General features: G+C 36.3%; 24 protein-coding genes. 19 read left to right on the forward strand and 5 right to left on the reverse strand.

The window, feature by feature from the left end:
- The first annotated feature begins 15 nt into the window (after window positions 1-15).
- The 7 genes from ACLIBH_RS05475 to ACLIBH_RS05505 all read left to right on the forward strand — a co-directional run bounded on the left by ACLIBH_RS05475 (window position 16) and on the right by ACLIBH_RS05505 (window position 6,996).
- A complete protein-coding gene (locus ACLIBH_RS05475; RefSeq protein ID WP_439315694.1) occupies window positions 16-816 on the forward strand; it encodes an ABC transporter ATP-binding protein in 801 nt (266 codons plus the stop codon).
- Window positions 817-837: 21 nt separating this feature from the next.
- A complete protein-coding gene (locus ACLIBH_RS05480) occupies window positions 838-1,647 on the forward strand; it encodes an ABC transporter permease (RefSeq protein WP_439315695.1) in 810 nt (269 codons plus the stop codon).
- A gap of 39 nt (window positions 1,648-1,686) precedes the next feature.
- Window positions 1,687-2,484 (forward strand): ABC transporter ATP-binding protein, encoded by a 798-nt coding sequence (locus tag ACLIBH_RS05485; RefSeq protein ID WP_439315696.1) that lies wholly within the window; start codon window positions 1,687-1,689, stop codon window positions 2,482-2,484.
- Window positions 2,485-2,504: 20 nt separating this feature from the next.
- A complete protein-coding gene (locus ACLIBH_RS05490) occupies window positions 2,505-3,269 on the forward strand; it encodes an ABC transporter permease (protein ID WP_439315697.1) in 765 nt (254 codons plus the stop codon).
- Window positions 3,270-3,310: 41 nt separating this feature from the next.
- On the forward strand, window positions 3,311-4,630 hold the full coding sequence (locus ACLIBH_RS05495; protein ID WP_439315698.1) for an ArgE/DapE family deacylase: 1,320 nt from the start codon (window positions 3,311-3,313) through the stop codon (window positions 4,628-4,630).
- Window positions 4,631-4,694: 64 nt separating this feature from the next.
- Window positions 4,695-5,867 carry an ABC transporter substrate-binding protein gene (locus ACLIBH_RS05500; RefSeq protein ID WP_439315699.1) on the forward strand — a complete coding sequence of 391 codons (1,173 nt, stop codon included), beginning with the start codon at window positions 4,695-4,697 and terminating at the stop codon, window positions 5,865-5,867.
- A 112-nt stretch (window positions 5,868-5,979) separates the two neighbouring features.
- A complete protein-coding gene (locus ACLIBH_RS05505; RefSeq protein ID WP_439315700.1) occupies window positions 5,980-6,996 on the forward strand; it encodes a Gfo/Idh/MocA family protein in 1,017 nt (338 codons plus the stop codon).
- A 184-nt stretch (window positions 6,997-7,180) separates the two neighbouring features.
- Here ACLIBH_RS05505 and ACLIBH_RS05510 read toward each other — a convergent pair whose 3' ends face one another.
- The 3 genes from ACLIBH_RS05510 to ACLIBH_RS05520 form a co-directional block, all read right to left on the reverse strand.
- Window positions 7,181-8,188: a Gfo/Idh/MocA family protein gene (locus tag ACLIBH_RS05510; protein ID WP_439315701.1), complete on the reverse strand. Its 1,008-nt coding sequence runs from the start codon at window positions 8,186-8,188 to the stop codon at window positions 7,181-7,183.
- Window positions 8,189-8,283: 95 nt separating this feature from the next.
- Window positions 8,284-9,048, reverse strand: a complete 765-nt coding sequence (locus ACLIBH_RS05515; protein WP_439315702.1) for an SDR family NAD(P)-dependent oxidoreductase — start codon at window positions 9,046-9,048, stop codon at window positions 8,284-8,286.
- A gap of 84 nt (window positions 9,049-9,132) precedes the next feature.
- Window positions 9,133-10,185: an alpha/beta fold hydrolase gene (locus ACLIBH_RS05520; RefSeq protein ID WP_439315703.1), complete on the reverse strand. Its 1,053-nt coding sequence runs from the start codon at window positions 10,183-10,185 to the stop codon at window positions 9,133-9,135.
- Between the two features lie 450 nt (window positions 10,186-10,635).
- Between ACLIBH_RS05520 and ACLIBH_RS05525 the strand changes: the two genes are divergently transcribed.
- From ACLIBH_RS05525 to ACLIBH_RS05565, 9 genes are all read left to right on the forward strand, one after another.
- Window positions 10,636-11,661 carry a LacI family DNA-binding transcriptional regulator gene (locus ACLIBH_RS05525; RefSeq protein ID WP_439315704.1) on the forward strand — a complete coding sequence of 342 codons (1,026 nt, stop codon included), beginning with the start codon at window positions 10,636-10,638 and terminating at the stop codon, window positions 11,659-11,661.
- A gap of 33 nt (window positions 11,662-11,694) precedes the next feature.
- Window positions 11,695-12,300 (forward strand): ECF transporter S component, encoded by a 606-nt coding sequence (locus ACLIBH_RS05530; protein ID WP_439315705.1) that lies wholly within the window; start codon window positions 11,695-11,697, stop codon window positions 12,298-12,300.
- Window positions 12,301-12,361: 61 nt separating this feature from the next.
- Window positions 12,362-13,111, forward strand: coding sequence for an energy-coupling factor transporter transmembrane component T (locus ACLIBH_RS05535; protein ID WP_439315706.1), 750 nt, complete (start codon window positions 12,362-12,364; stop codon window positions 13,109-13,111).
- Window positions 13,108-13,971, forward strand: coding sequence for an energy-coupling factor ABC transporter ATP-binding protein (locus tag ACLIBH_RS05540; protein ID WP_439315707.1), 864 nt, complete (start codon window positions 13,108-13,110; stop codon window positions 13,969-13,971). The genes ACLIBH_RS05535 and ACLIBH_RS05540 overlap by 4 nt, the downstream gene beginning before the upstream one ends.
- Complete coding sequence (locus ACLIBH_RS05545; RefSeq protein ID WP_439315708.1) at window positions 13,968-14,807, forward strand: energy-coupling factor ABC transporter ATP-binding protein; 840 nt, start codon at window positions 13,968-13,970, stop codon at window positions 14,805-14,807. The genes ACLIBH_RS05540 and ACLIBH_RS05545 overlap by 4 nt, the downstream gene beginning before the upstream one ends.
- Window positions 14,808-14,896: 89 nt before the next feature.
- The gene (rbsK, locus tag ACLIBH_RS05550) at window positions 14,897-15,805 is read left to right on the forward strand and encodes a ribokinase (protein WP_439315709.1); all 909 of its coding nucleotides are present in this window, start codon (window positions 14,897-14,899) and stop codon (window positions 15,803-15,805) included.
- Window positions 15,806-15,838: 33 nt separating this feature from the next.
- Complete coding sequence (locus ACLIBH_RS05555; RefSeq protein ID WP_439315804.1) at window positions 15,839-16,789, forward strand: nucleoside hydrolase; 951 nt, start codon at window positions 15,839-15,841, stop codon at window positions 16,787-16,789.
- A 22-nt stretch (window positions 16,790-16,811) separates the two neighbouring features.
- A complete protein-coding gene (locus ACLIBH_RS05560) occupies window positions 16,812-17,741 on the forward strand; it encodes a nucleoside hydrolase (protein WP_439315710.1) in 930 nt (309 codons plus the stop codon).
- Window positions 17,742-17,772: 31 nt separating this feature from the next.
- A complete protein-coding gene (locus ACLIBH_RS05565) occupies window positions 17,773-18,462 on the forward strand; it encodes an SDR family oxidoreductase (protein ID WP_439315711.1) in 690 nt (229 codons plus the stop codon).
- Window positions 18,463-18,832: 370 nt separating this feature from the next.
- On the opposite strand, the gene ACLIBH_RS05570 is transcribed toward ACLIBH_RS05565, so the two are convergent.
- On the reverse strand, window positions 18,833-19,726 hold the full coding sequence (locus ACLIBH_RS05570; protein ID WP_439315712.1) for a LysR family transcriptional regulator: 894 nt from the start codon (window positions 19,724-19,726) through the stop codon (window positions 18,833-18,835).
- A 303-nt stretch (window positions 19,727-20,029) separates the two neighbouring features.
- Here ACLIBH_RS05570 and ACLIBH_RS05575 point away from each other — a divergent pair, with 303 nt between their 5' ends.
- The 3 genes from ACLIBH_RS05575 (at window position 20,030) to ACLIBH_RS05585 (ending at window position 24,289) form a co-directional block, all read left to right on the forward strand.
- On the forward strand, window positions 20,030-21,421 hold the full coding sequence (locus tag ACLIBH_RS05575; protein WP_439315713.1) for a sodium:solute symporter family protein: 1,392 nt from the start codon (window positions 20,030-20,032) through the stop codon (window positions 21,419-21,421).
- Window positions 21,422-21,454: 33 nt separating this feature from the next.
- Window positions 21,455-22,639 carry an amidohydrolase family protein gene (locus ACLIBH_RS05580; RefSeq protein ID WP_439315714.1) on the forward strand — a complete coding sequence of 395 codons (1,185 nt, stop codon included), beginning with the start codon at window positions 21,455-21,457 and terminating at the stop codon, window positions 22,637-22,639.
- A 546-nt stretch (window positions 22,640-23,185) separates the two neighbouring features.
- On the forward strand, window positions 23,186-24,289 hold the full coding sequence (locus ACLIBH_RS05585; RefSeq protein ID WP_439315805.1) for an HD-GYP domain-containing protein: 1,104 nt from the start codon (window positions 23,186-23,188) through the stop codon (window positions 24,287-24,289).
- Window positions 24,290-25,441: 1,152 nt separating this feature from the next.
- On the opposite strand, the gene ACLIBH_RS05590 is transcribed toward ACLIBH_RS05585, so the two are convergent.
- Window positions 25,442-26,845, reverse strand: coding sequence for a MocR-like pyridoxine biosynthesis transcription factor PdxR (locus ACLIBH_RS05590; protein ID WP_439315715.1), 1,404 nt, complete (start codon window positions 26,843-26,845; stop codon window positions 25,442-25,444).
- Between the last annotated feature and the right edge of the window lie 28 nt (window positions 26,846-26,873).

Raw genomic sequence — 26,873 nt, forward strand, 5'->3', positions numbered from 1 at the left:
AGGGAGCGATGATTCTTGCAAGAACCAATACTTAGTATTAAAGGTTTATCAAAAGTTTATGGTGATAAAAATGAGCAGCTTCAGGTAATAAAAGATATAAATATGGATATAGAAGATAAAGAGTTTGTTTGTATCCTTGGTCCTAGCGGCAGTGGGAAGTCTACATTATTAAAACTTGTTGGGGGAATTCAACTCCCAACAACAGGAGAAATCACTTTTGATGGTACAACATATAGTAAGGGAATTCCTTCTGAAGTACTTAATAAGTTTGGGTTTGTTTTTCAAAATAGCAATCTATTACCCTGGCGAACAGCAGAACAAAACTTAAAATTAATCTTAGAAGTAAATCGTTTAAAAGGTGAAAAGTGGTCAAATAGAGTCACTTCGTTGCTGAAGACTGTGGGCCTTGAAGATTACATGAATGTATTTCCGCATGAGTTGTCAGGAGGGATGAAGCAGAGAGTAGGTATTGCTAGAGCATTGGTACATAATCCAGAAATATTACTCATGGATCAACCGTTCGGCGCATTGGATGCGATAACCCGTAAAATGCTTGGATTCGAAATGTTAAACATCTGGAAACAAACGAGAAAAACAATAATCATGGTTACAAATAATGTTGATGAAGCAATTTTGTTGGCTAACAGAATATTTATCTTATCGTCTTTACCTGGAAGTGTAACTCATGAAATTAATGTAGACATTCCTTTAGAGGAACGTGGGTCTAATATAATAGAACTAAAAGAATTTACGGCTCTTCAGTCTAAAATAAATAATATTATTCGTATTGAAAACAAACAAGAGGCAATTTTATAAGCAAGAAGGAGTTGCAATTAAATGAATACAGAGAATGAGAATCAGAAGGAAATTGAAGTGATAGAAGTTAAGAAAGGTAAAAGAAACATACAATTGAATGTGATATTACCTATCTTAACATTTATATTTTTATACGTGGCATTCGAAATATTTATTAGGGCGACTGGCGTTCCAAGAATAGTTCTTCCAACTCCAACCGCAATAATAATGGAAACAGTTCAACGGTTTCCAGCAGATTTGTGGCCACATTTTCTAGTGACATCTAGAGTAATTGTAATTGGATTTATAATTGCAATTCCTTTTGGTATAGCTTTGGCAGCTATTTTTTCACAATTACCGATTGTAGTGAAAGCGACTACACCATTTATTATATTGCTAGTCGTTACACCAGTTATTACAATTGTGCCATTGCTAGTTTTATGGTTAGGATCAGACCCAAACATTCGTATAATAGCCGTTGTTGTGCAAGCGACACCAATTATAACTTTAAATACGTTATCTGGTTTTTCAAAGGTAGAAACAGAGAAGTTAGAACTGATGAAATCTATAGGTGCTTCAAGAGTTCAAACGTTTATTAAAGTGACTTTTCCTAACGCATTACCGCAAGTTTTCACAGGTGTAAAATTAGGTTGTATTTTTTCAACCATTGGAGCTATAAGTGCCGACTTTGTTGCAGGCAATGTTGGTTTAGGTTTCCGAATACTTCAGTATTCAGGATCAATTATGACCGAAATGGCATATGGAACGATTTTAATTGTTGCGCTCATAGGTATTTCTTTATATATAATTGCAAGTTCAATTGAAAAGAAAGTTATTGTATGGCGGAAATAGTTTGCATATATAACAACTGTCTTCAAAGGAGGGAAATATATGAAAAAAACAATGATTAAACTAAACAATATAACGAAACACTTTCATACACGAGGTCAAACCATTCGGGCCGTGGAAAAGGTAAATATGGAAGTATATAAAGGTGATTTTGTAGCTGTTGTTGGTCCAAGTGGTTGTGGAAAATCAACTATTATTAGGATGATTAACGATATTATTCAACCAACTGCTGGAGATATATTTATTAAGCAACAAAAAATGCAAGGTAATAAAACTGTAAAACAGTTAATTAAAAATATGGGTTTTATATTCCAGCAACCTAACTTATTTCCCTGGTTGACAGTTAGACAAAATGTTGCGTTACCTTTAAAAGTATTTGGTTATAGTGGCCAGAAATGGGAAGACAATATCGATCAATTACTAAAAGTTTTTGACTTGGAAAAACATGCAGATTCCTACCCTATAGAAATATCTGGCGGCATGGTACAAAAAGTAGGGGTGATTCGCGCCATGGTTCATGATCCAGAGATATTATTAATGGATGAGCCGTTTGGTGCATTGGATGAAATAACCCGAGAACAATTAAACATAGAATTGCTTGATGTATGGAAAAAAACGGGAAAGACGATTATTTTTATCACTCATGATATTAAAGAGGCTGTGTTACTCGCATCTAAAGTATATGTTATGGGCACAAATCCTGGTCGTATTATATCAGAGGTAGATATTGATCTTCCAAGACCTCGTAGTTTAGATATATTTACTGATGAAAAGTTCATTCATTATGAAACAAAATTAACAGAACTTATCGGTGATGTTGAATTAAGTAAAATTAAGTAGGCACGGAAGGAGCACAAACATTGCAAAATAGTATAACTAAGACGTATTTAACGAATCTATTACCTCCCATAGTTATGTTTTTTATTATTTTCGGTTCGTGGGAAATTATGGTAAACCAATTAGAGATTGAAAGGTGGATTCTTCCTGGTCCTATCGCTATTTTTAATTCTATGATTGTAAGTTTTTCAGATTTTTTGCCGCACATATTAGTTACGATTCAAACTATCTCTATCGGATTTATTATTGCAATACCACTAGGAATATTTTTAGCAGCATTATTATCAAATTTCCAATACTTAGATTTCTCAGTATCTCCTTTTGTTATATTATTAGTTACCACCCCTTTAATTTCTTTAGTACCACTGTTAATGATGTGGTTTGGTTATGGGCTAAGTGTGAAAGTTATAGCCGTTATTATTCAAGCGTTCCCAATAATCATGCTGAATTCTGCAACCGGTTTCATTAACGTAGATAATCTTAGATTAGAATTAATGAAGTCACTTGCTTCAACTAGATCACAAACGTTTTTTAGAGCCGTATTTCCGTCAGCGTTATCAGAGGTATTCACCGGAATCAAACTAGGAGGTATTTTTGGAACGATTGCTGCAGTTACTGCTGAGTTTGTAGGTGGAAATACTGGATTAGGAAGCCAAATTATAAAGTATACTCAATACATTAAAACAGAAGAGGCCTTTGCTTGTATATTATTTGTTGCAATTATTGGAACGGTTTTGTATGGACTTATCTCATTAATGGAAAAGTTAATTATTCGATGGGAAATTTAATTTATTAACAGGAATGAAAAATTAATTTGGGAGGAATACGGATGAGTGTTGATAAGCAAGCAGTTTTTGATTATATAGATAATCATAAGGATCAAATAATTGAATATGTACAAAAAATGGTAAGCATCCCGTCTATTAACCATACAATGGGAGGGAATGAAAAGAATGTACAAGATTGGTTAGCAAATAGCTTAAGAGAATTTGAGTTTGACAAAGTGGATCAATTCGCTGTTGATGAAGAGGAGGTGCGACCAAATGTAGTTGCAGTTATGAGAGGTAGTGGTGAAGGGAAAAGTATTATATTTAATGGTCATATGGACGTTGTCCCAATTGCTAGACCAGAAGTGTGGCATAATGACCCTTTTGATCCAGTAATTAAAGATGGTAAGATGTTTGGTCGTGGTACTAGTGATATGAAAGGCCCCATTGGATCTGTGATATGGGCTATGAAAGCATTAAAAGAGTGTAAAGTCGAATTAAAAGGAGATGTACTCCTACAGGCCGTAGTTGGAGAAGAATCAAATCAGGCAGAAGAAGTAGGAACCGTTCCATGTTTAGAAAGAGGTTATACAGCAGATTTCGCAGTAGTATGTGAACCTACAAACCTGGAATTGCATACATCTTCTGTTGGTTTATTCATGTTTGAATTAATTGTAGAGGGAAAAGCTGTGCACACCTCAGCTAGAAATCAAGTCATTTTTCCGCAACCAGGAGGTGTACCTAGTGGTGGTGAGGTCGGTGTTGATGCGTTTAAAAAATCTTTACCAATTATAAACTACCTCTATTCATTAGAAGAACAGTGGAATCATCGATGGAGAGACCCGGTTCTAGGTACCGGCGGTAAGCCTATTCAAGATTCACAGGGAATTAGCTTGTTTACTATAAACCCTTCACTTATAGAAGGAGGTGATTATTTAGGTGCAGTACCTTCGCGTGTGAAATACACGTATAATGTTTGGTTTCCTGATCAGCTTGTATCCAAGGAAGAGGTTTGGGAGGAGCTTAGAAAAGGTGTGGAAGCGATTAGTTCTACAGATGATTATTTAAGAGAAAATCCTCCAACTTTAAATATCCCAGTTTTTCAAGATTGGGCAGGGTTTAAAGTTCCTGTAGAACATCCTGGGGTGCAAACGATGATTGGATCCATCGAGGAAGCTTCAGGAGAGCAAGCTATATTATCAGGATTTAAAGCTGTTTGTGACGCAACATATTTAAATAAACATGGTGTTCCCGCTGTTGTGTTTGGACCAGGATCATTAAGTTGGTCTGTTCATGGGGATAACGAATATATCACTGTTGATAGTATAATTGAAGCCGCAAAAGTGTATGCAAGTATGATGATTGATTGGTGTAATGATTAGTAAGAGAAAGTCTATTATGGACAACTTCTAGAATATAATAAATTAATTTAAAGGGGATTGTTTAATGAAAAAATTTAAACTTTTTGGTGGCTTATTGGTAATTGCTTTGCTAACTATGTTTTTAATTGCCTGTGGAGGGGATACAGAAAGTGCCGATTCAGATGCGGCAGAAGCAGACTCAGGAACAGACAAAGCTGAAACGGCTGAATCAGAGACAGAAGAGGAGGAAGCAAAAGATAGCGGGGATTTACAAGAAGTAAAATTAGTTGTCCCTCGTACTGTAGAAGTACTCGATGATGCGCATGTGTGGTCAGCAATTAAAATGGGTTATTTTGAAGAAGAAGGACTAAATGTTTCTATTGAAGAATCTTTTGGTACTACAGATGTCAAGATGGTCGCTACAGGTAATGCGGAATTTGCACTTCCTGCACCAAACTTTATTCTAATGTCGATTGAAAATGAATTACCTATTAAAGCAGTTTTTCAAAATGATTGGATAAATATCTTTGGAATGGCAGTATTAGAAGACAGTGACATCGAGACGTGGGAGGACATGAAAGGAAAAACAGTAGCTCTTGGTGATGCATCTTGGGAAGATATAATCAATCCAGTTGTTATTGCGGCAGGACTTGATCCGGATGAAGATTTAGAATATGTTGTTGCTGGTGAAAATAGATTCCAGATGGTTCAGGAAGAGAAAATAGATATTTTATTTACTTGGGTTGGAGAAGTTACAGAGTTACAAGGAAGAGGTTTTGATTTTAAATACATTGATGGTAATGAGGTTTTACCATATGCATCTAATCCACTAGTGACAAGTTTAGAAATAATTGAAAAAGACCCAGAAATGGTTGAGGGTTTCGCTCGGGGTCTTGCAAAAGGAATGTATTTCGTTAAAGAAAATCCAGAGGCTGCAGCTGACATAGTCCTTGGACAGTTTCCGTCAATTGATATAACTTGGGATGGTGCGGTCGGAGCTATGCTAGGTCGGGTAAAACAAGGATTCGGAATTAGTGAAGAGGAACAGCAAGAAAGAGTTGCTGAAGGAATTGGCTTAGCTAGTGATGAGAAATGGGCTTTAAATGTTGAATGGGCACTGAAGACGGATTCAATTAAAGAGGAAATACCATTAGACAGAATATTTACGAATGAATTCGTTGATACAAGATGGGATTTGACTCAAGTTGAAGAAGATGCTGCAAACTATGAATTTAAAGTCAAAGATCAATACGAATAAAATTTAATAACTAAAACATTGCGGTATTTTCAAGTCTCTCGCCTGTTCGAGCGGGAGACAAATATCGCCTTATTCTTTTTTATTAAGTATTCTTTATTGGAGGCGATTCGTTTTGCACAATATAGGTATTGTAGGTACTGGTCTAATTGCTTATAGTCATGCTGATGCCATTAAATCGATTCAAAATGCTACTCTTACTGCTGCTGTTGATATCGACAAAGAAAAGGTTACCGCGTTTTCTGAGAAATACAATTGTGCTTATTATACTGATGTTAAAGAAATGTTCGAAAGTGCTGAAATAGATATAGTTATTATTTGTTTACCAACGTACTTACATGAAGAATATGTAAGTCTTTGTGCTACATATGGAAAACATATACTATGTGAAAAGCCTGTTGAAATGACACTCGATGCGACTAAAAGAATGTTGGACAATGTAAAAAAGGCGAAAGTAATATTTATGGTCGGCCAAGTTGTTCGATTTTGGAGTGGTTATACAGAGATAAAAGAGATGTATGAATCCGGTAAGCTTGGGAATGTTTATATGGCTTTTGCAAGCAGATGTTCTAGCCTGCCCGATTGGGGCAATTGGCTTTTGGATCCTAAAAAAGGAGCTGGAGCTATTCAAGATATGCATGTACATGATGTCGATTTCTTGAGATATGTATTTGGAGAAATGGATTATGTTTATTGTCATGCAAATAAAGATGAAACTGGTTGTTGGAATCACGCAGTGTCATCCATTGCATTTAAAAATGGGGCTAAAGCAGTAGCAGAGGCATCTTTTACTATGCCTGATAGCTATCCATTTACTATGTTTTTTAAGGTGGCAGGTACAAAAGCTACTGTTGAATTTTATTATAAAGCAGGTGAGAATATTGGGCTAAGAGATTCTTCTTCAAGTGAGATTAGAATTTATCAAACTGGAGAAAAACCTGTTATTAAAACGCCTGAAAGTTATGATGCTTATGCTAAAGAAATTGAGTATTTTCTATCTTGTGTCGAGAAATGTACACAGCCAGAAATGATACCACATCATGAAAGTCTAGAAGTGATTGATGCTATTGAAAGTATTCGTCTTTCAGCAGATACTGGAGAGGTTGTGTATTTAAAACCACAACGTTTTTGAACTTATTATACTATAAAAGATAAACTTTCATTTATATTAAAATCACATTAATAAAATGAAGTTGTAGTAATATTTAACATGCAACTATATACCATCCGCTTCATTCCATTGTAACTGGTAAATTAGTAATATAAGCATTAATTCTATTTAGAACATATAAACTTCTAAGCCAAAATAAAGCCTATTAATTTACCTGTACTACACTTTTTGTTTCTAGTGATTTTAAACAAGCATCAATCACACGCATATTTTTAAAAGTATTATTAAAACTTAAAGCAACTTCATTATCTCCATCTATAATTGATTGAGATACATGCTCTACCTCATTCCTATACTGATCTCCGTAACATGTTTCTAGTGTAGTTTTATTATCCTTTTCAATAATGATATGCCCTTCTCCACCATGAAGATCTGGACGAAAAGCACGTGTGAGAATAATACTTCCTTTTGTTCCAATTATCTTAAAATTATGACGTATAGGTAAATTAAAGCTAGTATCAAAAGTTGCTCTTACACCATTCGAAAATGTTAAGTAGGTGACTGTTTCCATATCTACTTCGTATCGAAGGTCTTCAACAGTATGAACAAACACTGACTCAGGCTCTGCTTGTAGAATATATCTCATGAGATGGATTGGATAACAACCTAAATCATAAATAGTTCCACCGCCCATTTCCTTTTTCATTCGAATATTTGTTTTCTTGTCTTGCTTCGTCATGGTGTATGAATGGCCCGACTGAATAAGTGAAATCTCACCAATTCCCCCCCTATTAATTATTTCTTTCATTCGTTCATGTTGGGGATGAAAATAATACATAAATCCTTCCATAAATATAACATTGTTCTCTTTAAAAGCTGCTTCTATTTCACGTACTTCTTTGGCATTCATAGTGGCGGGTTTTTCGCATAAAACATGTTTTCCTTTAGCAGCAGCTTTAATCGCCCATTCCTTATGTGAATTATTTGGAGTTGCAATGTAAACGGCGTCAATCTGTGAATCATTCAGTAGTTCTTCATAGCTTTTATAAACTTTATCTATTGAGAATTGACTTGCTATTTTTTTTGCCTTGTTCACATTACTATTAGTGGCTATTGCTGTTACTTCTGCATTTATTGAACGAATTATTGCTGGTATCATCTGTTGTTGTGCAATATTTGCTGTGCTTAAAATTCCCCATTGAACTTTTCTCACATTTATTCCTCCATTTCTTAATAAAGATAATTTTTTATATGATTTTATCAATTCTATTGACAAAAAATTTCTATTTCACAAAGAAAACAGGAAATTTATTTAGCAATCATTCCACCATCTATAATTATTTCTGTTCCTGTAATATAACGAGATTCATCAGATGCTAAAAACAAAACCGTTTTAGCTACATCCTCCGCTGTGCCTAAATAACCTAAAGGTATACTATTTTTGATTTCCGCAATTGCTTTTTTATCTTCTGTAATTACTGAGACCATTGGCGTATCGATATAGCCAGGGTGTACAGAGTTTACTCGAATATTAAAGGGGGCGAGTTCTATTGCTGCCCCTTTAGAAAGTAATCGATTGGCGCCTTTGGAAGTAGTATAATGAACACCAGCACCACCACCAATAATTCCAGCTACAGAAGAGATGTTTATAATAGATCCACTACCAACCTTTTTCATTTTTGGAACTACATGTTTTATACCTATAAAGTTACTAGTTGTATTAACTTCTAAAAACTTATTAAAGCTTTCTAAATCAACTTCATCAAATGATGCAAAGCCTTCTTCTCCACCGATACCTGCATTATTAACTAATACATCAATTTTACCAAAAGTATTTATAGCTTTACTAACGGTGTTTTCCCAATCCGTAACATCAGTAACATTATGTTTTAATGCTATTACAACTTTACCATATTCAATGTTAATATCATTTACGACTTTCTCTAGTAACTCTATTTGCATATCGGTTGCAACTACTTTAGCACCTTCTTTTGCAAATAGGCGAGCCTCTGCGGCACCTTGGCCACTTGCAGCACCAGTGATTATTGCAACTTTACCAGCTAATCTTTTCAAGATAATCCCTCCTTTAGTTTATAAATAGCCGAATAACTTTAGATGTTATATATTTTTACAAGTCGCTTAAATATGAAATGATATCTATTTAGTACAAGCAAGTAATTCATTTAAATGTTGATCAATTTGCTTGTGATAACTATTTCCTTCCGGTCCTGGAAGTGCAAAATGACCAACTGAACTATATATCATCCTAAGTTCACTATTTGGTATTAGCTTTTGTTCTGCTCTACAATCACTTGGTTTAAAGAACATATCCTCATCAATGGGTAATACAAATACTTTAGCTTGAATCCCTCTAAGGGCTTCGGCTAGATCGCCGTTTGTAATTTTACTAACATCAGCTTTCTGCCATTTACGTGCCATTAAAATTAAATTGTTTGGATCCATCTTTTGATACAAAGGTTGTAAAAATTCATGAATAAATTCGTCGAAACTATTGACATCGTAAATTGACCACATTTCCTTTTGATAAAACTCAGTACTTAACCCCATAACTGACCAGATATTAGCATGTCTTTTCAAACCGTCCTTGACATCAGTATGTACATTATAACTACCATTGTTCCATAACGGATCGGATGTAATTGATTCAATTAATGTTTGTGTGAATTGTATATTATGTGAAGTTACTTTTGCGGTACCTGCAATTGGTGCTGCTCGTTTAACCATCTTTGGGTATCTAACCGCCCATTCATATGTTTGTTGTGCCCCCATAGATCCACCTACAACTAGGGCAATTTCAGTAATACCATATTTGTTTGTAATTAAACTATGTTGTGCCCGGACGTCATCAAAAATTGTAACATTCGGGAAATTGGCCATTGCAATTGGCTCAGGGCTATTATGTGGAGAGCTTGATAAACCATTGCCAATTTGATTAATAATAATAATAAAGTAATTATTAGGATTAATTGCTCTTTCTTCGCCAACAAATGCTTCCATATCTTTACTTGTACCAGAAAACCAGGTAGGCATAAGAATCACATTATCTTTGTTATTATTCAATTTTCCAAATGTAGTATAAGCTAGTTTGCAATTATTGATCACTTCTCCACTCTCTAATAGAAAATCTCCTAATTGATAGATGTCATAAGGACCGTGATTTTCTTGGGAATAAAAAGTATTAGTTATCATTAGATTTGATTCTCCGTTTCTTATAGTATGGAATTAATAATTAGAATAGTCTTAATAAACTGATAAGTCAATAGTTAAACTTAACTAAGTTTTTTTAAAATTTAAAACACAGGAAATAGATAATCACAGCACTCTCAAAGTAGAGCAAGTAAAAAATATTAACTCGTTTTAGCTTTTGGAGGAAGGAATTTAACTGATTAAAAGTGTGTAAAGGGAACTATCATATTCATAACCTAAAAAGGAGATTGTTTATGCACAATGATAAGCGCAAAGAAGCACGCGTTTTACAATAAACTAAACCAACAAACAACCTATAATATTTGTCTAATAAATCTATTAATTTATAATATTCAATAAGAAAGCGTTTTCTTTTCGTTGGAACTGTGCTGTTATCTTTCTAAGAAAACGTTTTCTCTAAAATGTGTGAAAATTATGAGTAGGAGTTGCATTATGAAAATAACGATAAAGGAGATTGCAAGAAAGGCAAATGTTTCCATTACTACAGTTTCACGTGTTTTAAATAAAAGTAAGGAGGGGGTGGGGGAAGAAACTCGAAAACGTGTAGAACGGATAATTAAAGAAAGTAATTATCGTCCAAATGGGATTGCTAGAAGCATGGTAACAAAGAGTACAAAAACTATTGGTTTGGTTATACCAGATATTCGAAATCCGTTTTTTTCAGATTTAGCCAGAGCTATGGAAGACATAGCTAATAAAATGGGATATTCAGTGTTTTTATGTAACGTTGATAATAAGCTGATAAAAGTTAAAGAATACTTATGGTTATTAATTGAAAAAAATGTAGATGGCATTATTTTTTCTAGTTCGTATTCAGAATTAAATGATGGGGTTCGAGAGCTATTAGATGCGAACAATATACCAGTCGTTTTTATTGATCGCGGAGATGACGAAAGTAATTTTTATGGAGTGTTTATTGATAATACAAAAGCTGGATTTTTAGCTACAAGTTATTTAATAAATTTATCTCATAAAAAAATAGGTTGTATTACAGGACCGAAATCAATTTGGAATTCCAATCATCGTTTGAATGGTTATAAACAGGCTCATAAACAAGCTGGTTTAACGATTAATAAAAAATTGATAAAAGAAGGTTTTTATACCATGGAAGGCGGTTATGAAGCAACTAAATCTTTATTTCTAGAAAATAAAGATATTACTTCTATTTTTGCATTAAATGATTTGATGGCTTTTGGTGTGTATCAGGCCGCTAGGGAGTTTAATAGAACGATTCCAGATGATATATCTGTCGTTGGATTTGATAACTTGAGTTACAATCAAATTCTTACTCCTAGGTTAACTACCATTGAACAGCCTATCAAGCAAATAGGTTCAGTTGCAGTAGAGCGTTTAATTAATCAGTGTGAAAAAAAGTCTAAAATAGAGCAATCTATTTTTTTAGAAACTAAATTAATCATAAGAGATAGTACAAAGGCAGTTCCAAATAATTTAGAGTAATAACAAAAAACCAAATAGTGAGGAGAATGTATTATGAAAATTAAAAGGGGTATTAAACATGATTTTACTTTAATTGCAATTCTTTTGATCCCGATAGGTGTAGCAATTAACTTTGTTGGGGCACAAATAGTTAATCTTCTTAAGTTGCCAGTGTATCTTGATACGATGGGTACAGCATTAACAGCGATGATTGGTGGTCCATGGGTTGGAATGGCAACAGGCATAGTAAGTAATTTGGTTAAAGGATTAATTAACCCAGTAAGCTTTGCATTTACACCAGTGCAAATGGCGGTAGGTTTATCAATAGGATTATTGTCCATGGCTGGTATGTTCACCAAGGTTTGGAAAGTATTAGTTTCGGCAATTATTGTTTCTTTAGCTACTACGATTGTTGCGTCACCAATCCAAGTTTTAATGTTTGGTGGAGCAACTGGTAACTCATCTGATGCGTTAGTAGCAACGTTTTTAGCATCTGGTCAGCAAATATGGACAGCAGTATTTTCAACCAAAATTATTAATGAATTAATAGATAAGTCTATATGTCTCATGATTGCATACTTTATTGTTATTAAAATGTCACCTAGGTATTTATCAAAATTAAACTATGGATCGAGCTTTATTAAACGGAAAGCAAGCTAAAGTGTGAAAAGGCGCTTCACCGTAATAAGCAAGAAGCGCCTTTTTTAAGGAGGTACAAGGATTGAGTAAAATTCAACAGTTTATTTTAGAGCTATACCCTACAACAAAGTTTTTTATAGTGACCTTTCTTGTTCTGTCAGCATTCATAACGCCAGGGGTAATATGGGCATATTTAGTGTTGCCGATATGTATGCTTATTGCTTATTTAGCTGGTTGTTTTAAAGAGTTTTTCAGCTTGGCAATAAAAGCCCTTATGCTAATTGTATTATTTATCTTTCTGTTGCAGGCGTTTTTTTATCCAGGAGAAGACATTTTATGGCAATGGAAAATATTTTCTATTAAACAAGAAGGTATTCAGTTTGCTTTATCACTTACTTCTAAAATCGTAGCTGTTGCCTCATCGTTATTACTATTCTTTAGAATTACGAAGGTGAAGGATTTAGTTAGCTCTTTGGAAAAACTTGGTCTTTCACCAAAGGTAACATTTATATTTTTATCAACATTACAGATTATACCAGAAATGCAAAAATCAACTCATGTTATTATGGATGCGCAAAAGACTCGCGGTGTGGAAACAGAAGGTAAATTAATGACAAGAGTTAAGGCGTTTGTCCCGATATTAAGTCCTCTTATTTTAGGTTCAATTGCTAGTACGGAAGAAAGAGTACTTACATTGGAATCGCGGGCATTTTCTGCAAAGGGAAATAAAACAAGTTTATATCAAGTTAATAAATCAAAACATGACATAAAGGTTCGTATCATTTTAATCATATTGTTTATATTACTGATTGTTTGGAGAGTTGTGCAATGAGTATCATATCTATTAAGAACTTAAATTACAAATATCCTACAAGTGACGAAGATGTGCTACGCGATATTTCTATAGATTTCGAAGCCGGAAAGTTTTATGCAGTAATTGGTGCAAATGGTGCAGGAAAAACCAGCCTATGCAATGTAATACGTGGTTTTATTCCACACTTCTATCATGGCGACTTACGGGGTGACATATTAATTGAAGAACGGGATATTCGTGATTGGGAACTGGGAGAATTATCAACGAAAATAGGTTATGTATTCCAAAATCCGTTTACACAAATAAGTGGTGTGAAAGATACTGTTTTTGAAGAAATTGCTTTTGGGTTAGAAAACCTTGGGGTTGAAGTGAGCGAAATTCGTAGCAGGGTTTCACACGTGATTCAGCTTTTACAGATTGATCATCTTCAGCATAAAAATCCGTTTGAGCTATCAGGTGGACAAAAGCAACGGGTAGCACTTGCATCTATTATTGTAATGGAGCCAGAAATTCTCGTTATAGATGAACCGACATCCCAATTAGACCCGCAAAGCACAGAAGCAATTTTTTCAATCATTGAATTGATGAAGGAAAAAGGGAAAACGATTATCTTAGTAGAACATAAAATTGAACTTATAGCAGAATACGCAGATCATATTATTGTTATGAAAGATGGTGAAGCGGTAATACAAGGTAGCGCAGATAATGTATTAAGTAATAAAAAGGCACTTGCTCTAGGATGCGCTTTGCCACAGTATGCCTTGTTCGGTATTGAAATGAAGGAAAACGGAATGGATTTAGGAACAATTCCCTTAACGGAAGAAAAGGCGATTTCAGCTGTTCAACAGTTAATAAATAAAAAGCAGGTGAACTCATGACATATCTTTCATTAAATAATGTATCTTTTTCGTATCCAAACGGCTTTCAAGCGGTTAAAAATGTAAATATGTCTTTTGATAAAGGAGAATCCGTAGCAATTATTGGTCAAAATGGAGCAGGCAAAACAACTACTGTTAAGATGATGAACGGATTGTTAAAGCCAACTGAAGGAAATATTATTGTTGACGGTTGGGATACACGAGATCACTCTACTGCACAAATTTCTAGGAAAGCAGGTTATGTTTTTCAGAATCCCGATGACCAAATATTTCATAATGATGTATACAGTGAAATAGAGTTTGGACCTAAAAAACTTGGACTTTCAGAAAATGTAGTGAAAGAAAATGTTCTTAATTCAGCAGAAATTGCAGGGATTACCGATTTTTTGAAAGAGAATCCATATAATCTACCATATTCGATGCGTAAATTTGTCACTATAGCATCCGTCCTAGCGATGGACTCAAATGTTATTATTTTAGATGAACCAACTGCGGGACAGGATACAGCATCGCTGGAGATAATTTCAGATATGATTAAAGCTAAAAATAATGAGGGAAAAACAATTATAACCATTACGCATGATATGGAGTTTGTTGCTAACAACTTTGAAAGAGTCATTGTCATGGCAGATTGTCAGGTTATTGCCGATGGTAATAAACGGGATGTGTTCTGGGACTTTGATGTTTTAAACAAAGCACTATTGAGTCAACCACATATGAGTAAATTAGCTAATGCACTACAAATTGGTGATAAAATTATTAGCAGATCAGAGTTGATTCAGGAAATCAAACAAGTTCAGCAACTAAATGAAAGTATACATATCCCAAATTTGTAGAACCATTGTTATAAGAGTTAAAGCGAAATAGAATCGTAATTAGAGAAGAATTATTAAAAGACAATTATATCTTTTGGGTTGGTGATTCCATGAATGAAATACTTGTGATAGGTAGTTTAAATATGGATTTGGTTACATATGTTTCACGCTTGCCTGCAGAAGGAGAAACGATATCAAGTTATAAATTTCTTACAATACCAGGTGGAAAGGGAGCCAACCAAGCAGTAGCAGTAGGAAAATTAGGCGCAAACGTTCGGATGATTGGCAAAGTTGGTAACGATGATTATGGTAATATGCTTCAGGAGAGTTTAATGAGATCAAGTGTTAAAACCGATAGCGTATTAGTAGGTGGTACTACAGGTATGGCTTTTATTACCGTTGCAGAAAATGGTGAAAACAATATTGTTCTAGTTCCTGGAGCTAATGCTGAGATAACTAAAGCCGACATTGATCATTTATCTCATTATGTTAAAGCATCCGATCTTATTATAATGCAATTAGAAATTCCACTGCCTGTTGTTGAATACGTAACGATGATTGCAAAAGAATTTAACAAAAGAATTATCCTTAATCCTGCACCAGTAATAGAATTACCTAAGCAGCTATTACAACATACACATACTATAATTCCAAATGAAGTAGAGTTAAGCATGTTAACAAAAACAAAAATTAGTACTGATGAAGATATTATATTAGCTTCAAAAAAACTGATCTCGCAGGGTGTGAAACGTGTTGTTGTGACGGTAGGTTCTAAGGGCTCTGTTATTGTGACAAAAGAAAAAAAGATTACCATTCCTGCATTTCGAGTAAAGGCAATTGATACAACTGCCGCAGGAGACTCATTTATTGCTGCGTTTGCAGTTGGAATTAAAAAGGGAATGTCGGATGAGGAGTCCGCATTATTTGCAAGTAAGGTTGCAGCGATTGTAGTCACACGTGAAGGGGCGCAATCATCTATTCCTACATTAGAAGAAGTAGACAATATACAACTGTTTTAATATTTAAATTATTCCTAAGGTGGTGCAGAAGTGATGCAAAATAAAAAGAAAATTATTCTGGATGTGGATACAGGTATTGACGATGCACTTGCTATTATTTATGCGGTTAAGTCAGATGATATCCTCGTTGAGGGCATTACGACTGGATTTGGAAACGTAGATGTGAAGCAAGCTACAGAAAATACTTTAAAAGTACTAGATTTAATTAATCCTAGTTATGAGATTCCTGTTTCTGCTGGTGCAGATAAGCCTTTATTTCGTCCTCGCAGAGAGCCTTCTGTAGCTATACATGGACATGATGGTTTAGGTGAATATCCATTGCCTGCTACTAAACGTTATCCAGTAGAGCAGCACGCTTCAGATTTTATTATTAAAAAGATACATGAAAACCTGCATAATATTACACTTGTTTTTACAGGTAGATTAACAAATTTGGCAATTGCACTTGCTAAGGATCCATCGATAGCTTCAAAAGTGGAAAGACTTGTATTAATGGGTGGGGCACTTCATGTTCCTGGTAATGTCACCGAAGTCGCTGAGGCCAATATACATGGCGATCCTGAAGCAGCTCACCGAGTATTTGAGTCAGGTATTCCAATTACAATGGTTGGTTTGGATGTGACGTCTAAAACAAAGTTTGGCGAGGAACATTTTGGACAAGTTATGGAACAATTACCAGTCGATCAACAAGGATTAAGAGATTTTTTTGATCATATTTTTCAATTTAGTTTTAATGCGAGTGATCAGTTAAATGAAGGAAGATTTAGATTAATGCATGATCCTTTGGCAGTTGGAGTTGCCATAGATCCCAATTATGTTAAAACTAAAGATTTTTATATTTATATTGAAACAAGAGGAGCATTATCATCTGGTGCAACATTAGCAGATTTAAGAACTCCTCAAACGAAAACAAATGCATCTGTTTGTATTAAGGTCAATGATGAGTTGTTTTTACAGCATTATATCGATACCATTGTAAAATAAGGGAAAGACTGGAGTGAATACTGTGAAAAAAGTGATTATCGATGTCGATACGGGAATTGATGATGCGCTAGCAATTATACTTGCAAATCAGTCAAATGAATTAGATATTTTAGGAATCACCACTTGTTTTGGAAATGTTTCCGTTGAAATGGCAACCAAAAATACAATAGCAGTGCTTGATATGATAGGATCGAAAGTTCCAGTAATCCCAGGTGCTAACCAACCTATTTTTTGTCCAATGACAAAGCAGTATTCAACGGATTTTCATGGTGATAATGGTTTAGCTAATAAGAAACTCCCAGAAAGCACACAAACACCATTGGATATGCATGCAACACAATTTATCAAAGAACAGATAGAAAAATATCCTGGGGAAGTTACGTTGGTGTGCTTAGGTTCATTAACTAACTTAGCATTATTAACAATGCAAGATTCAAATCTAGCTTCTATGTTCGAAAGAGTTATCGTTATGGGTGGAGCAGTAAACGTTCCAGGAAATCATCAGATGTATGCAGAAGCAAACATCTATGCTGATCCTGAAGCTGCTTCCATTGTATTCAAATCTAGTGCAGACATTTTATTAGTTGGATTGGACGTCACAACTAAAGTTAAATTAACTTTGGATCAAGTGGAAAGGTGGAAGAATGTGAATTCACCTTGGGCTGATTTCATACATGAAATTACTACTTTTTATGTTAATAGTTACAATCGTTTTCATGGTCAAGTTGATTACTGTTATTTACATGACCCACTGGCTGTTGCAGTTGTAATAAAACCAGACTTAGTTAAAACGCAGCCAATGTATTTACAAGTCGATCTAGAAGGTCATCATTCATACGGACGGACAATAGCCGATTTACGGATAAGATCTAATAAAGAGCCAAATGTAAATGCATGCACAGAAGTCAATGTACCCCAGTTTTTGGAGCTCTTTCTTACTCGAATTGTATAGCATTTACGAAGAATAGGGAGGCCGATGATTTATGACGAATAAACACGCGGTTATTACTGGTGCCGGAAGTGGGTTGGGAAGTGCCTTAGCACGAAAGCTTTCTGATCAAGGGTTTCATCTTTCTCTACTTGGAAGAAGGAAGGAAAGGTTAGAGAGAACCGCTACAGATCTACCGGGTACGAGTACGATTTACGAGGTTGATGTAGCTTCTTTTGCTTCGGTTCAAGAAACGTTTGCGGCGATCGCAAAAGAGCGCGGTCAGATTGATGTTTTAATTAATAATGCTGGGGTCGGCGTGTTTCAGCTTGCGGAGCATTTAGACAAAGCTGCTGTTGATGCAATGATCGATATAAATTTAAAGGGTACGATCTATTGCACGCAGGCCGTACTGTCAGCGATGAAAGAGAGAAACGAAGGAACGATTGTAAATGTGATTTCCACTGCAGGCTTGGAAGGAAAAGTGAATGAATCGGTTTATTGTGCGAGTAAGTTTGGCGTTAAAGGGTTTACCGAAAGTGTAATAGCTGAGTTGAAGGATTCTGCAGTACGCGTGTTGGCTGCTTATATGGGTGGAATGAAGACGCCGTTCTGGGATGGTATCTATAAAGAATCGGATATCCAGCACATGATGGATCCGGCCGACGTTGCTGATATTATAATCGCTGCGATGCAAACACGTAGAAATCTGAATGTCGACGAAGTGGTCATTAAAAATAAATAGCTTTCGCGTCTCGCACTGCAGAAAAAAATCATTCGTTATGAATGATTTTTTTCTTTCGTTGTTTCATCGAAATGATAGACTGCTTATCGAGCATTTTTTTGATTGCTCTTGTAGAAACCCTTTCGCTGCTTTGAATAGTTAACTTTTAATGGGCTTCATCGTTCTCAAAAATACGAGCTCCCAGTTGAATGTAGTGGAAGGCGGCGACTCCAGCCTCAACAAGCATGAGCAGAAGACCCTGGACGGATTCTAGCGAGGGAAGCGGCTCTCGCCATGCCAACGGAACGCGTCCGCATTTCATTGAAATCAACGACTTTCGGCTAATATACAAGTATGTGAAGACTTTTTCAGTGGCTTGCTATTTCTCCCTCTATACTTTCTTCAATACATTTTTCACGAGCTTAATAAAGTTAAATACAACCGGGGACGTTTCGCTCTCTTTATAAACAAGCGCAGTGTCGACTTTAAACTGGTCATTGTTTAGCTTTTTAAAGATGACGTTGCTTTTTTTATATTGGTTGAGCGATTCTGGCACGATGGAGACGCCGAGCCCAGTAGAAACTAACGATATGAGTTCATGTAATTCGTTTACTTCTTGGATAATGTTTGGGCTGAAGTTTGCTTCAAAGCAAATGTTTATAATAGCGTCATAAAACCCTGTTCCAATATCCCGGGGAGTAAGTATGAACGGGCTTTGTGCGAGGTCTTTCACGTCGATTGAAGCGCCGTCTTGCTTTGCCAACGGATGCGTAGCTGGTAATGCAACGATGAAAGGTTGGTCATAAATATACTCTAGGGTTAACTGTTTTTGTTCTATCGGTGGGCATAATAAGCCAACTTGAATGTCGGAGTTTTTAAAGGCCTCTAATTGTTTCGCGGTACTTAAATGCTTTAGTTTTACATTAACAGTTGGATAAAGTGCATAAAATTCACGTAAAACTATCGGCAATACGTCAAAAATAGCGTAACTCGAATAGCCTAACGTTAACTCGCCTGTTTCTCCGTTTGAATGCTGTTGAATCTTATAAGCTGTAGCTTCAATTTGTTCAATTATTTTATACGCTTCCTGTAAAAATACACGTCCTGCGTCTGTCAATTCTACTTTCCGCTTTGTTCGATTGAACAATTGTACCTTTAAGCTTTCTTCTAACTTCATAATTTGCTGACTTAATGGTGGCTGAGAAATGTTTAATTGTTTTGCTGCTTGACCAAAGTGTAGATTTTCGGCTACAGCTATAAAGTATTTTAATTGATGAATTTGCAACCAAACCACTCCATTATTGTTTTATTGAAGCTCACAAATAGCGTCTACTATTTTAGACTAATATATATTTGATATTACTATAAATCAATTAATATATTAGACAAATTGGTTGATCGTGATAATATAAAAAATAATACATTTTCGCGTAAGTGCTTTCATCGTAATCGTACAAGTGCTTGTCACTAAGTAAAAAGGGGGATTCAATCAAAAGTAATTTTATATGTATAAGGCTTAAATAGAAATGTATATCGAAATTATTCTAATTTTTCCCAATCTTTATATTCCTAAGGAGGAGCGTTGTTTATGAGTGTTTTTATAGTCGGTATTATTATTTATTTAATTATTTTAGTTGTGATCGGTATTGTTGGGGCAGGAAAGGCGAAAGATTCGGATCACTATTTGGTTGCAGGTAGAGGGTTAACGCTTCCTGTTCTGACCGGTACGATCATTGCTGGTTGGCTCGGTGCTGGTACGGTCGTTGGGCATGCGAATATCTCCTACTCGAACGGCTTTGGCGCATTATGGTGGGTTGCTGGGGGAACGGCTGCTATTTCAATCGTTATTGCAATCTCTAAAAAGCTGCGTCGTTTGGATCTTTATACAGTTCCCGATTTATTGGAGCTACGCTATGGGCCAATCGCAAAAATAATCGGTTCCATAACGATTATTATCGCTTTTACTGGTATTGTTGGTTCGCAAATAAAAGCAATGTCCTATATTTTGGAGGCCGTGACAAATATTGATCCAAAAGTCGGGGCAATTATTGGTGCGTTACTCGTTATTTTCTATACCGTTCTCGGCGGGATGTATTCGGTAGCATATACGGATGTTTTACAGTATGCAATGTTACTAATTGGGTTAATTATCGCAGCGCCAATTGCATTTAGTTCTGCGGGAGGCTTTTCTGGTTGGGAGGCGAACTTGTCGTCTACGCACTTTGAAGTTACAGGTGGGCTTGGTCTTGTTGGTGCGTTAGGAATAGCGTTGCCGTTTTTAATGCTCGCAACAGTCGATCAGAACTTATACCAACGTATGTATTCTGCTAAATCGGAGTCGGTTGCAAGAAAGGGAGCTACTTTTGGCTTAATTGGTGGCGTAACGGTTATGCTCTTAGTTTTTGTAATTGCTGTTTCTTCTGCTGTTATGTTCCCAGATATTAATCCTGATTTAGCCGTTTACATTATTGCGACAGATTTATTACATCCTTTTGTTGGGACGATTTTGTTAATTTCCATTTTGTCTATTGTCATGTCTACAGCGGATTCGTATTTACTGTCACCGGCGACGAATATTTCAAAGGATTTATATAGTCGCTTTATTAATAAAGATGCAACAGATAAGCAAATTTTAATTATTACGCGGCTTTCCGTTGTCGTGCTTGGGCTTATCGGCCTTGCAGGTGCTTTATGGTTTGAAACGTTTTTAGGCTTTATGCTTGTCGGTTATACGGTTTATGGTGCGGGCGTGTTTTTCCCGATTGTTGCAGCGTTTGTATGGAAAGGTGCTACGTATAAAGGCGCAGTCGCGTCCATTGCTGGGGGATTACTTTCTACATTAATTTGGCAGTTTGGTGTAAATTCATCGATACCGACGATTTATGTAGGTGCGGCAACTTCTCTTATTTTATTAGTAGTTGTATCCCTGCTTACGAAACATTCGGATACAGAAAATGCGGGTGCGTTCTTTACAAAATAAAAGCTTTACATGTGTAGTTGGAGGAGAATAAACGTGAGAGTAATAATAAAAGATTGTCATTTAATTAATGGAATTGATCGTGATGTTATAAAAGATAGCTACATCGTTATCGAAGGCGATACGATAACAGCAATTGGACAAGGTACTGTTGAAACGGAATCAGGGGATAAAATTATTGATGCAAAAGGGAAATACGTAATGCCAGGGTTAATCGACGCACACGTGCATTTAGTGTGGGATGGCAGTCCGGATCCGATGCCGGTCATAGAGCATTTAGAAAATGACGCGGTAACTTTACGGGCGTATAAGCATGCGTTAGATTATTTAAAGCTCGGTATTACGACGGTACGAGATGTTGGTTCTCCCGATCGAACCGTGTTACACGTCCGAGACGCAATTAATTCCCAGTTATTAAAAGGGCCGACGATTGTAAGTGCAGGGACATCGATTAGTATTACTGGAGGCCATGTGTATAGCCTAGGGCGAGAAGCGGACGGCGTCGACGGTGTTCGCACGGCTGCACGTACGGTGCTAAAAGAAGGTGCAGATTTACTTAAATTGATGGCTACAGGTGGCATTTATACAGAAGGGGAAGATCCTGGGAATACACAGCTAACCTTTGATGAAATTGCCGTTGCTGTAGAAGAAGCGAATAATAAAAACAAAAGAGTAGCTGCTCATGCGGATGGGCTTGAAGGGATAATGAATTGCATTAAAGCTGGCGTAACGACAATTGAGCATGGTATATATGCGAATACAGAGGCGCTCCAGTTAATGAAAGAAAAAGGCATGTATCTCGTACCAACAATGGCGGTTATGCGCAGATTATCCACATATGATCAGATCCCTGCATTCGCACAAGAAAAGGCGTTAGAAGTAACTGGTCCACATATGGATATGCTGAAAAAAGCGGTAGAGCTCGGAGTAAATATTGCAACAGGGACGGATTGCGGATCTGCAGGCACACCGCCTGAATATTATTTTGAAGAGCTGTGTATTATGGAAGAAGCTGGCATGAAGCCAATTGATGTAATAAAATCATCAACATCTATTGCGGCAGCTTGCTTAGGAATCGATGATAGAGGGATAATCGCGGAAGGAAAGAAAGCCGATTTGTTACTATTAAATGAAAATCCATGTACCGATTTACGTGTACTAAAAGATGAAAAGATCGTACTAAAGAATGGTGAAATTACGAATAGTTCATATAATGAATAAGAATAAGTAAAAGTTGAAACAGTACTTCCACTCTAGTTATCCATATGAAAATTAGAGGTGAAAGTACTGTTTTTTTTATAGTAATAAAGATATCGTTGCTGTGGAGTGGCGAACTATCGTATGAATGCATGCAGATGGTCAATTCCTACGATTACTCGTTAGCTAAGTAAGAGTACGTACATTTTTGATTCTCGTGCGTACGTTGTAAAGCACAGCTTAATTCAATTTTAAAAAAAGAGCTACATATAAAAAGGTTTTTACCGATAAAATAGTATATACAGTTCAAAAAGCTATTTAGTATAATAAATATGGATGATAAGTAATCTTGAATATAATTTTTAAGAAAACATTGGTAAGCGCTTTCTTTATGCGCAACGCATGCTCTCTCAGACAGTGCTCATTGATAGAATGAAGCAGGCAATAAAGCTGCTCGTTTTTATATTTACCTAGTACAACTGGAAAATGGGGTAGAAGAAAGTCTTTTAACCAATACATAAAAACGATCTGTATAAACATAGATACATATCAAAAGGAGCGTGCAGAGTGATGAGAAAAATTATACTAGCTGGTCAGGCATCTTCACTTTTTGGGGGATTTATGCTGTCGATGCGACATTTTTTTGTAGCTCCGGCAAATCACTATTGGTTCGTCTTACTTATTGCAATAATTGGATTTATACCTTCTTTTTTAGCCTATTACACTATATTAAAGCGGTTTACACCGCTCGTTATTGTTTGTAATGCGTTAACTCTTGTTTCAAGTGCTTATTTGCTAATGGGAGAAGTGGCGCTAAGTGGTCTTTTTCTACTTGTCCCGGTCCTATCACTGTTATTTAAAAATCGAAAGCTCTATTTCTTTGCAGCAACTAGCTCGGTGCTATTATTTTTACTTATGACAAAGGATATATCTCACTCTGAAAACATGGTCGTATTACTCGATCATTTAACATCATTTTTAATTATGATTTTTTTAATTTTTCTTGTTGTACAAGAGCTGATTCAAAATACGAAAAAAGAATCAAAGCAAATTCATACGATTATGAGTTTATCTCGAAGTGTTGAAGCAAGAGATTTATATACGAAGGGGCATTCACAGCGTGTGGCGTTGCTAAGCAAAACGATTAGCAAATTTTTCCCTCAATTGGATAAAGAATTGGTGTATCAAACAGGGGTCATACATGATGTAGGGAAGTTAACGACGCCCGATCTTGTGCTGCTAAAGAAAGGGAAGCTTACGGATCAAGAATATCGTTTGATGAAAAGGCATCCAGTAGAAGGGGCTAATATTTGCAAAAGCCTTGGCATTCCAGCTGAATTTATTGATGGGGTACTATATCACCATGAGCGATGGGATGGAAAAGGATATCCTGCAGGTCTTAAAGGAGAGGAAATTCCTTTAATTGCTCGAGTAATCGGGGTTGCCGATGCAATTGACGCTATGTCCTCGAATCGATCTTACCGAAAAGCAATGGATTTTAACAAAATTCGAGAGGAGATAGAGCGGGGAAAAGGCACACAGTTTGACCCGGTTATTGCTCAAATGGTACTTGATGACTGGGGCTATATTGTAGAAAAAGTACATAAGAAAAATCTGGAGCTCAATAAAGATCCGATTGAATTGGCACACGTATCTGCAACCGGGCAAGCTTAAAGTCGATTAAACTGTGTAGACCTGCTGTAATATGTCAAGAAGAAAATAATTAGTTATTGGTTTATCAAGGTACTATTATCTTAAAAAATATTAAAAAGGCAACACAAAACTAACACCAGTAAAAATATGTAAAGTACTGGTAACATAAAAGGGTTTAGAAGCTATTTATGCTTCATATATCTACGACCCTTTTGTACGTGTAAACTTGGCTTTTGCGTAGTAGCGTATCCACCAAACGTGCAAATTTTCTTGCGGGGTGAAGACGAGTGCTCAATACAAACCTTGATATTAAAAAAACGAACATCTAAACCAACAAATAACTTCATGGGATAAACACTCCTTTCGATTTATAATCATTGGAACTTAGCTCTTGGACGCTCTGTAATATCCCTAGTGTGAACGCTGATCAGCAGCCTCGTCTATGAGTACGATCCTTGTATTGACAGCCGCCCTAGAGCTACTAACATCCAGGTTTGAATAGCAAGGTGTACAGCCTGCGTGTATGAAGGTCAAAACGCAGACTGGGAAACAGTCTTCCGAATGTTTATGCCTGCAAGGGGGATAAGAATTGTACTAAATATCCCAAATAATCCTAAGACCATTATCTAGGAATATGACGGAACGTCCAAGATGTTTGACATATTATTCAGACAGAGACTCAATCACTTATACCAATGATTGCACTTATGAGTTACTTGGAATGAAAGGCGGCGACACCTGCGGGAAAAGCATGCGTCTTGAGACCCCACAGGAAGTGGTTTTCTTCCGAGGAGGCTCAAGCCATGCCCGCGGAAAGCGTCCGCCTGTAGTGCAAAGTAACGGGTATAACATACCCGATTATTGATATAGAACCATTTAGAAACAATAGGCGGAAAATAATGCCTCAACGTAATATACGAGGGGGATATCGTAAGAAATGACGTAATCTCTCTTTGAGAAAAAACCTATCATTCTAGCTTAGCTGTGCGTCCTCAGAATGCTATACATACTGTTTTCTAATAGGTAATAATCCTCCGCCAGCCGTTTTTTTGCGAGCAAGTATTGTGAAGCTTGGAGGAGGAAATCGGTTTCCGTTATTTATGTAATCATTGTCGGAGCATAGTGAATACACTGAATAACGGGTTGGGCTAAGCAAGCCCCCCCTCCTCCATCTTATCGAATTCCCCAGCTTTCGAGTAATAAGGTAAGCGCCTTTTCTAATTCCTTTTCGGCAATTCCAGCAAAGCCGAGAATCATTTTTGGTAATGGATCCGCCCTTTTTTCTAATAAGTAAGCGGAGAGCGGGTGAATCTTAATGCCTGCCTTCCAAGCATTTTGTACGAGCTCTTGCTCTTGCATGCCGTTTTTTACGTTTAAAACAATATGAAGCCCAGAGTGCTCACCAATAACTTCAACGGTCTGTTTATACGGTTTTAATACGTCTAATGTCTTTTCAAGTTTTCGCCGATAAATTTTCCGCATGCGATTGAGATGCTTTTCGAACTCCCCTTCCTTCATAAATTGCGAAAGGATATGCTGGTCGATACGGGATACAGAGCAATGATAGTAGGACAGCTCTTTATCCTTATACTTTTTTAATAAATGCATTGGCAATACCATATAACTAATACGTAGCGATGGGATTAGTGATTTGGAAAAAGAGCCTAAGTAAACGACCTTTTCGCGATGATCCATGCTTTGTAAGGAAGGAATGGACTTTCCGCTGTAACGAAATTCACTATCGTAATCGTCTTCAATAATATAGCGATTCTCCTTTTCAGCTGCCCAGTTTAATAGTTTGATTCTACGATTTACGGAAAGGACCGATCCATATGGAAAGTGATGGGAAGGTGTAACGTAAACGGCATCAATGTTCGCTTTTTCGATTGATTGTATTTTGACGCCGTCTGCATCAACTTCTAAAGGCTGTACGGTGTTTTGATAGCTTTCTAAAATGTGTAAAATTACGTGGTATCCTGGATTTTCCACGCCATAAACAGTCTGTTTATCAAACAGAAGGATGAGCTGCTGTAAAAGGATATCGCTTCCGGCACCAATAATAATCTGATCTGCTGAACACTTCACACCACGAGCGTGATACAAATAATTCGCAATCTGCTTTCGTAATTCCAATTCGCCTTGTTTATCTCCGAGCAATAGCAAGGAATGGTGTGCTTGGTCAATCGTATCTCTAGCATATTTACGCCATTGGGCAAATGGGAAGCTTTCGGTGTCAATACGACTCGGGTGAAAGTAATACGCAGTATCTTTATGTTCGACTGTTTTCTCATGAGCAGATGGTGTCTCTGTTTGGACATACTCCAAGTCCTCATAAGCTAAAACGAAGTAGCCTTTGCGAGGCACCCCTTCGATATACCCTTCCGCTATTAATTGTCCGTAAGCATTTTCTACCGTATTTTGGCTAACCTTTAAGAACTCAGAAAGCTTCCGTTTTGAAGGTAACTTTGAGCCATACGCTAAATGCCCCTCTGTAATTTCCTTTTTAATAAAATCGTACAATTGTTCATATAACGGAATGTCTATTGCTCGATTTAAATGACAAGCTAGCATATCCACCTAGTAATTCCCCCTTATTAATCATTTT

The organism is Virgibacillus sp. W0430 (genome assembly GCF_051846935.1).
Taxonomy (GTDB): domain Bacteria; phylum Bacillota; class Bacilli; order Bacillales; family Amphibacillaceae; genus JBPYCR01.

Excerpts from the sequence above, each read along its gene's own strand:
- ACLIBH_RS05480 (WP_439315695.1), top strand. The coding sequence starts at position 838 with ATGAATACAGAGAATGAGAATCAGAAGGAAATTGAAGTGATAGAAGTT.
- ACLIBH_RS05485 (WP_439315696.1), top strand. The coding sequence starts at position 1,687 with ATGAAAAAAACAATGATTAAACTAAACAATATAACGAAACACTTTCAT.
- ACLIBH_RS05495 (WP_439315698.1), top strand. The coding sequence starts at position 3,311 with ATGAGTGTTGATAAGCAAGCAGTTTTTGATTATATAGATAATCATAAG.
- ACLIBH_RS05500 (WP_439315699.1), top strand. The coding sequence starts at position 4,695 with ATGAAAAAATTTAAACTTTTTGGTGGCTTATTGGTAATTGCTTTGCTA.
- ACLIBH_RS05520 (WP_439315703.1), bottom strand. The coding sequence starts at position 10,185 with ATGATAACTAATACTTTTTATTCCCAAGAAAATCACGGTCCTTATGAC.
- ACLIBH_RS05525 (WP_439315704.1), top strand. The coding sequence starts at position 10,636 with ATGAAAATAACGATAAAGGAGATTGCAAGAAAGGCAAATGTTTCCATT.
- ACLIBH_RS05530 (WP_439315705.1), top strand. The coding sequence starts at position 11,695 with ATGAAAATTAAAAGGGGTATTAAACATGATTTTACTTTAATTGCAATT.
- ACLIBH_RS05540 (WP_439315707.1), top strand. The coding sequence starts at position 13,108 with ATGAGTATCATATCTATTAAGAACTTAAATTACAAATATCCTACAAGT.
- ACLIBH_RS05545 (WP_439315708.1), top strand. The coding sequence starts at position 13,968 with ATGACATATCTTTCATTAAATAATGTATCTTTTTCGTATCCAAACGGC.
- rbsK (WP_439315709.1), top strand. The coding sequence starts at position 14,897 with ATGAATGAAATACTTGTGATAGGTAGTTTAAATATGGATTTGGTTACA.
- ACLIBH_RS05555 (WP_439315804.1), top strand. The coding sequence starts at position 15,839 with ATGCAAAATAAAAAGAAAATTATTCTGGATGTGGATACAGGTATTGAC.
- ACLIBH_RS05565 (WP_439315711.1), top strand. The coding sequence starts at position 17,773 with ATGACGAATAAACACGCGGTTATTACTGGTGCCGGAAGTGGGTTGGGA.
- ACLIBH_RS05575 (WP_439315713.1), top strand. The coding sequence starts at position 20,030 with ATGAGTGTTTTTATAGTCGGTATTATTATTTATTTAATTATTTTAGTT.
- ACLIBH_RS05585 (WP_439315805.1), top strand. The coding sequence starts at position 23,186 with ATGAGAAAAATTATACTAGCTGGTCAGGCATCTTCACTTTTTGGGGGA.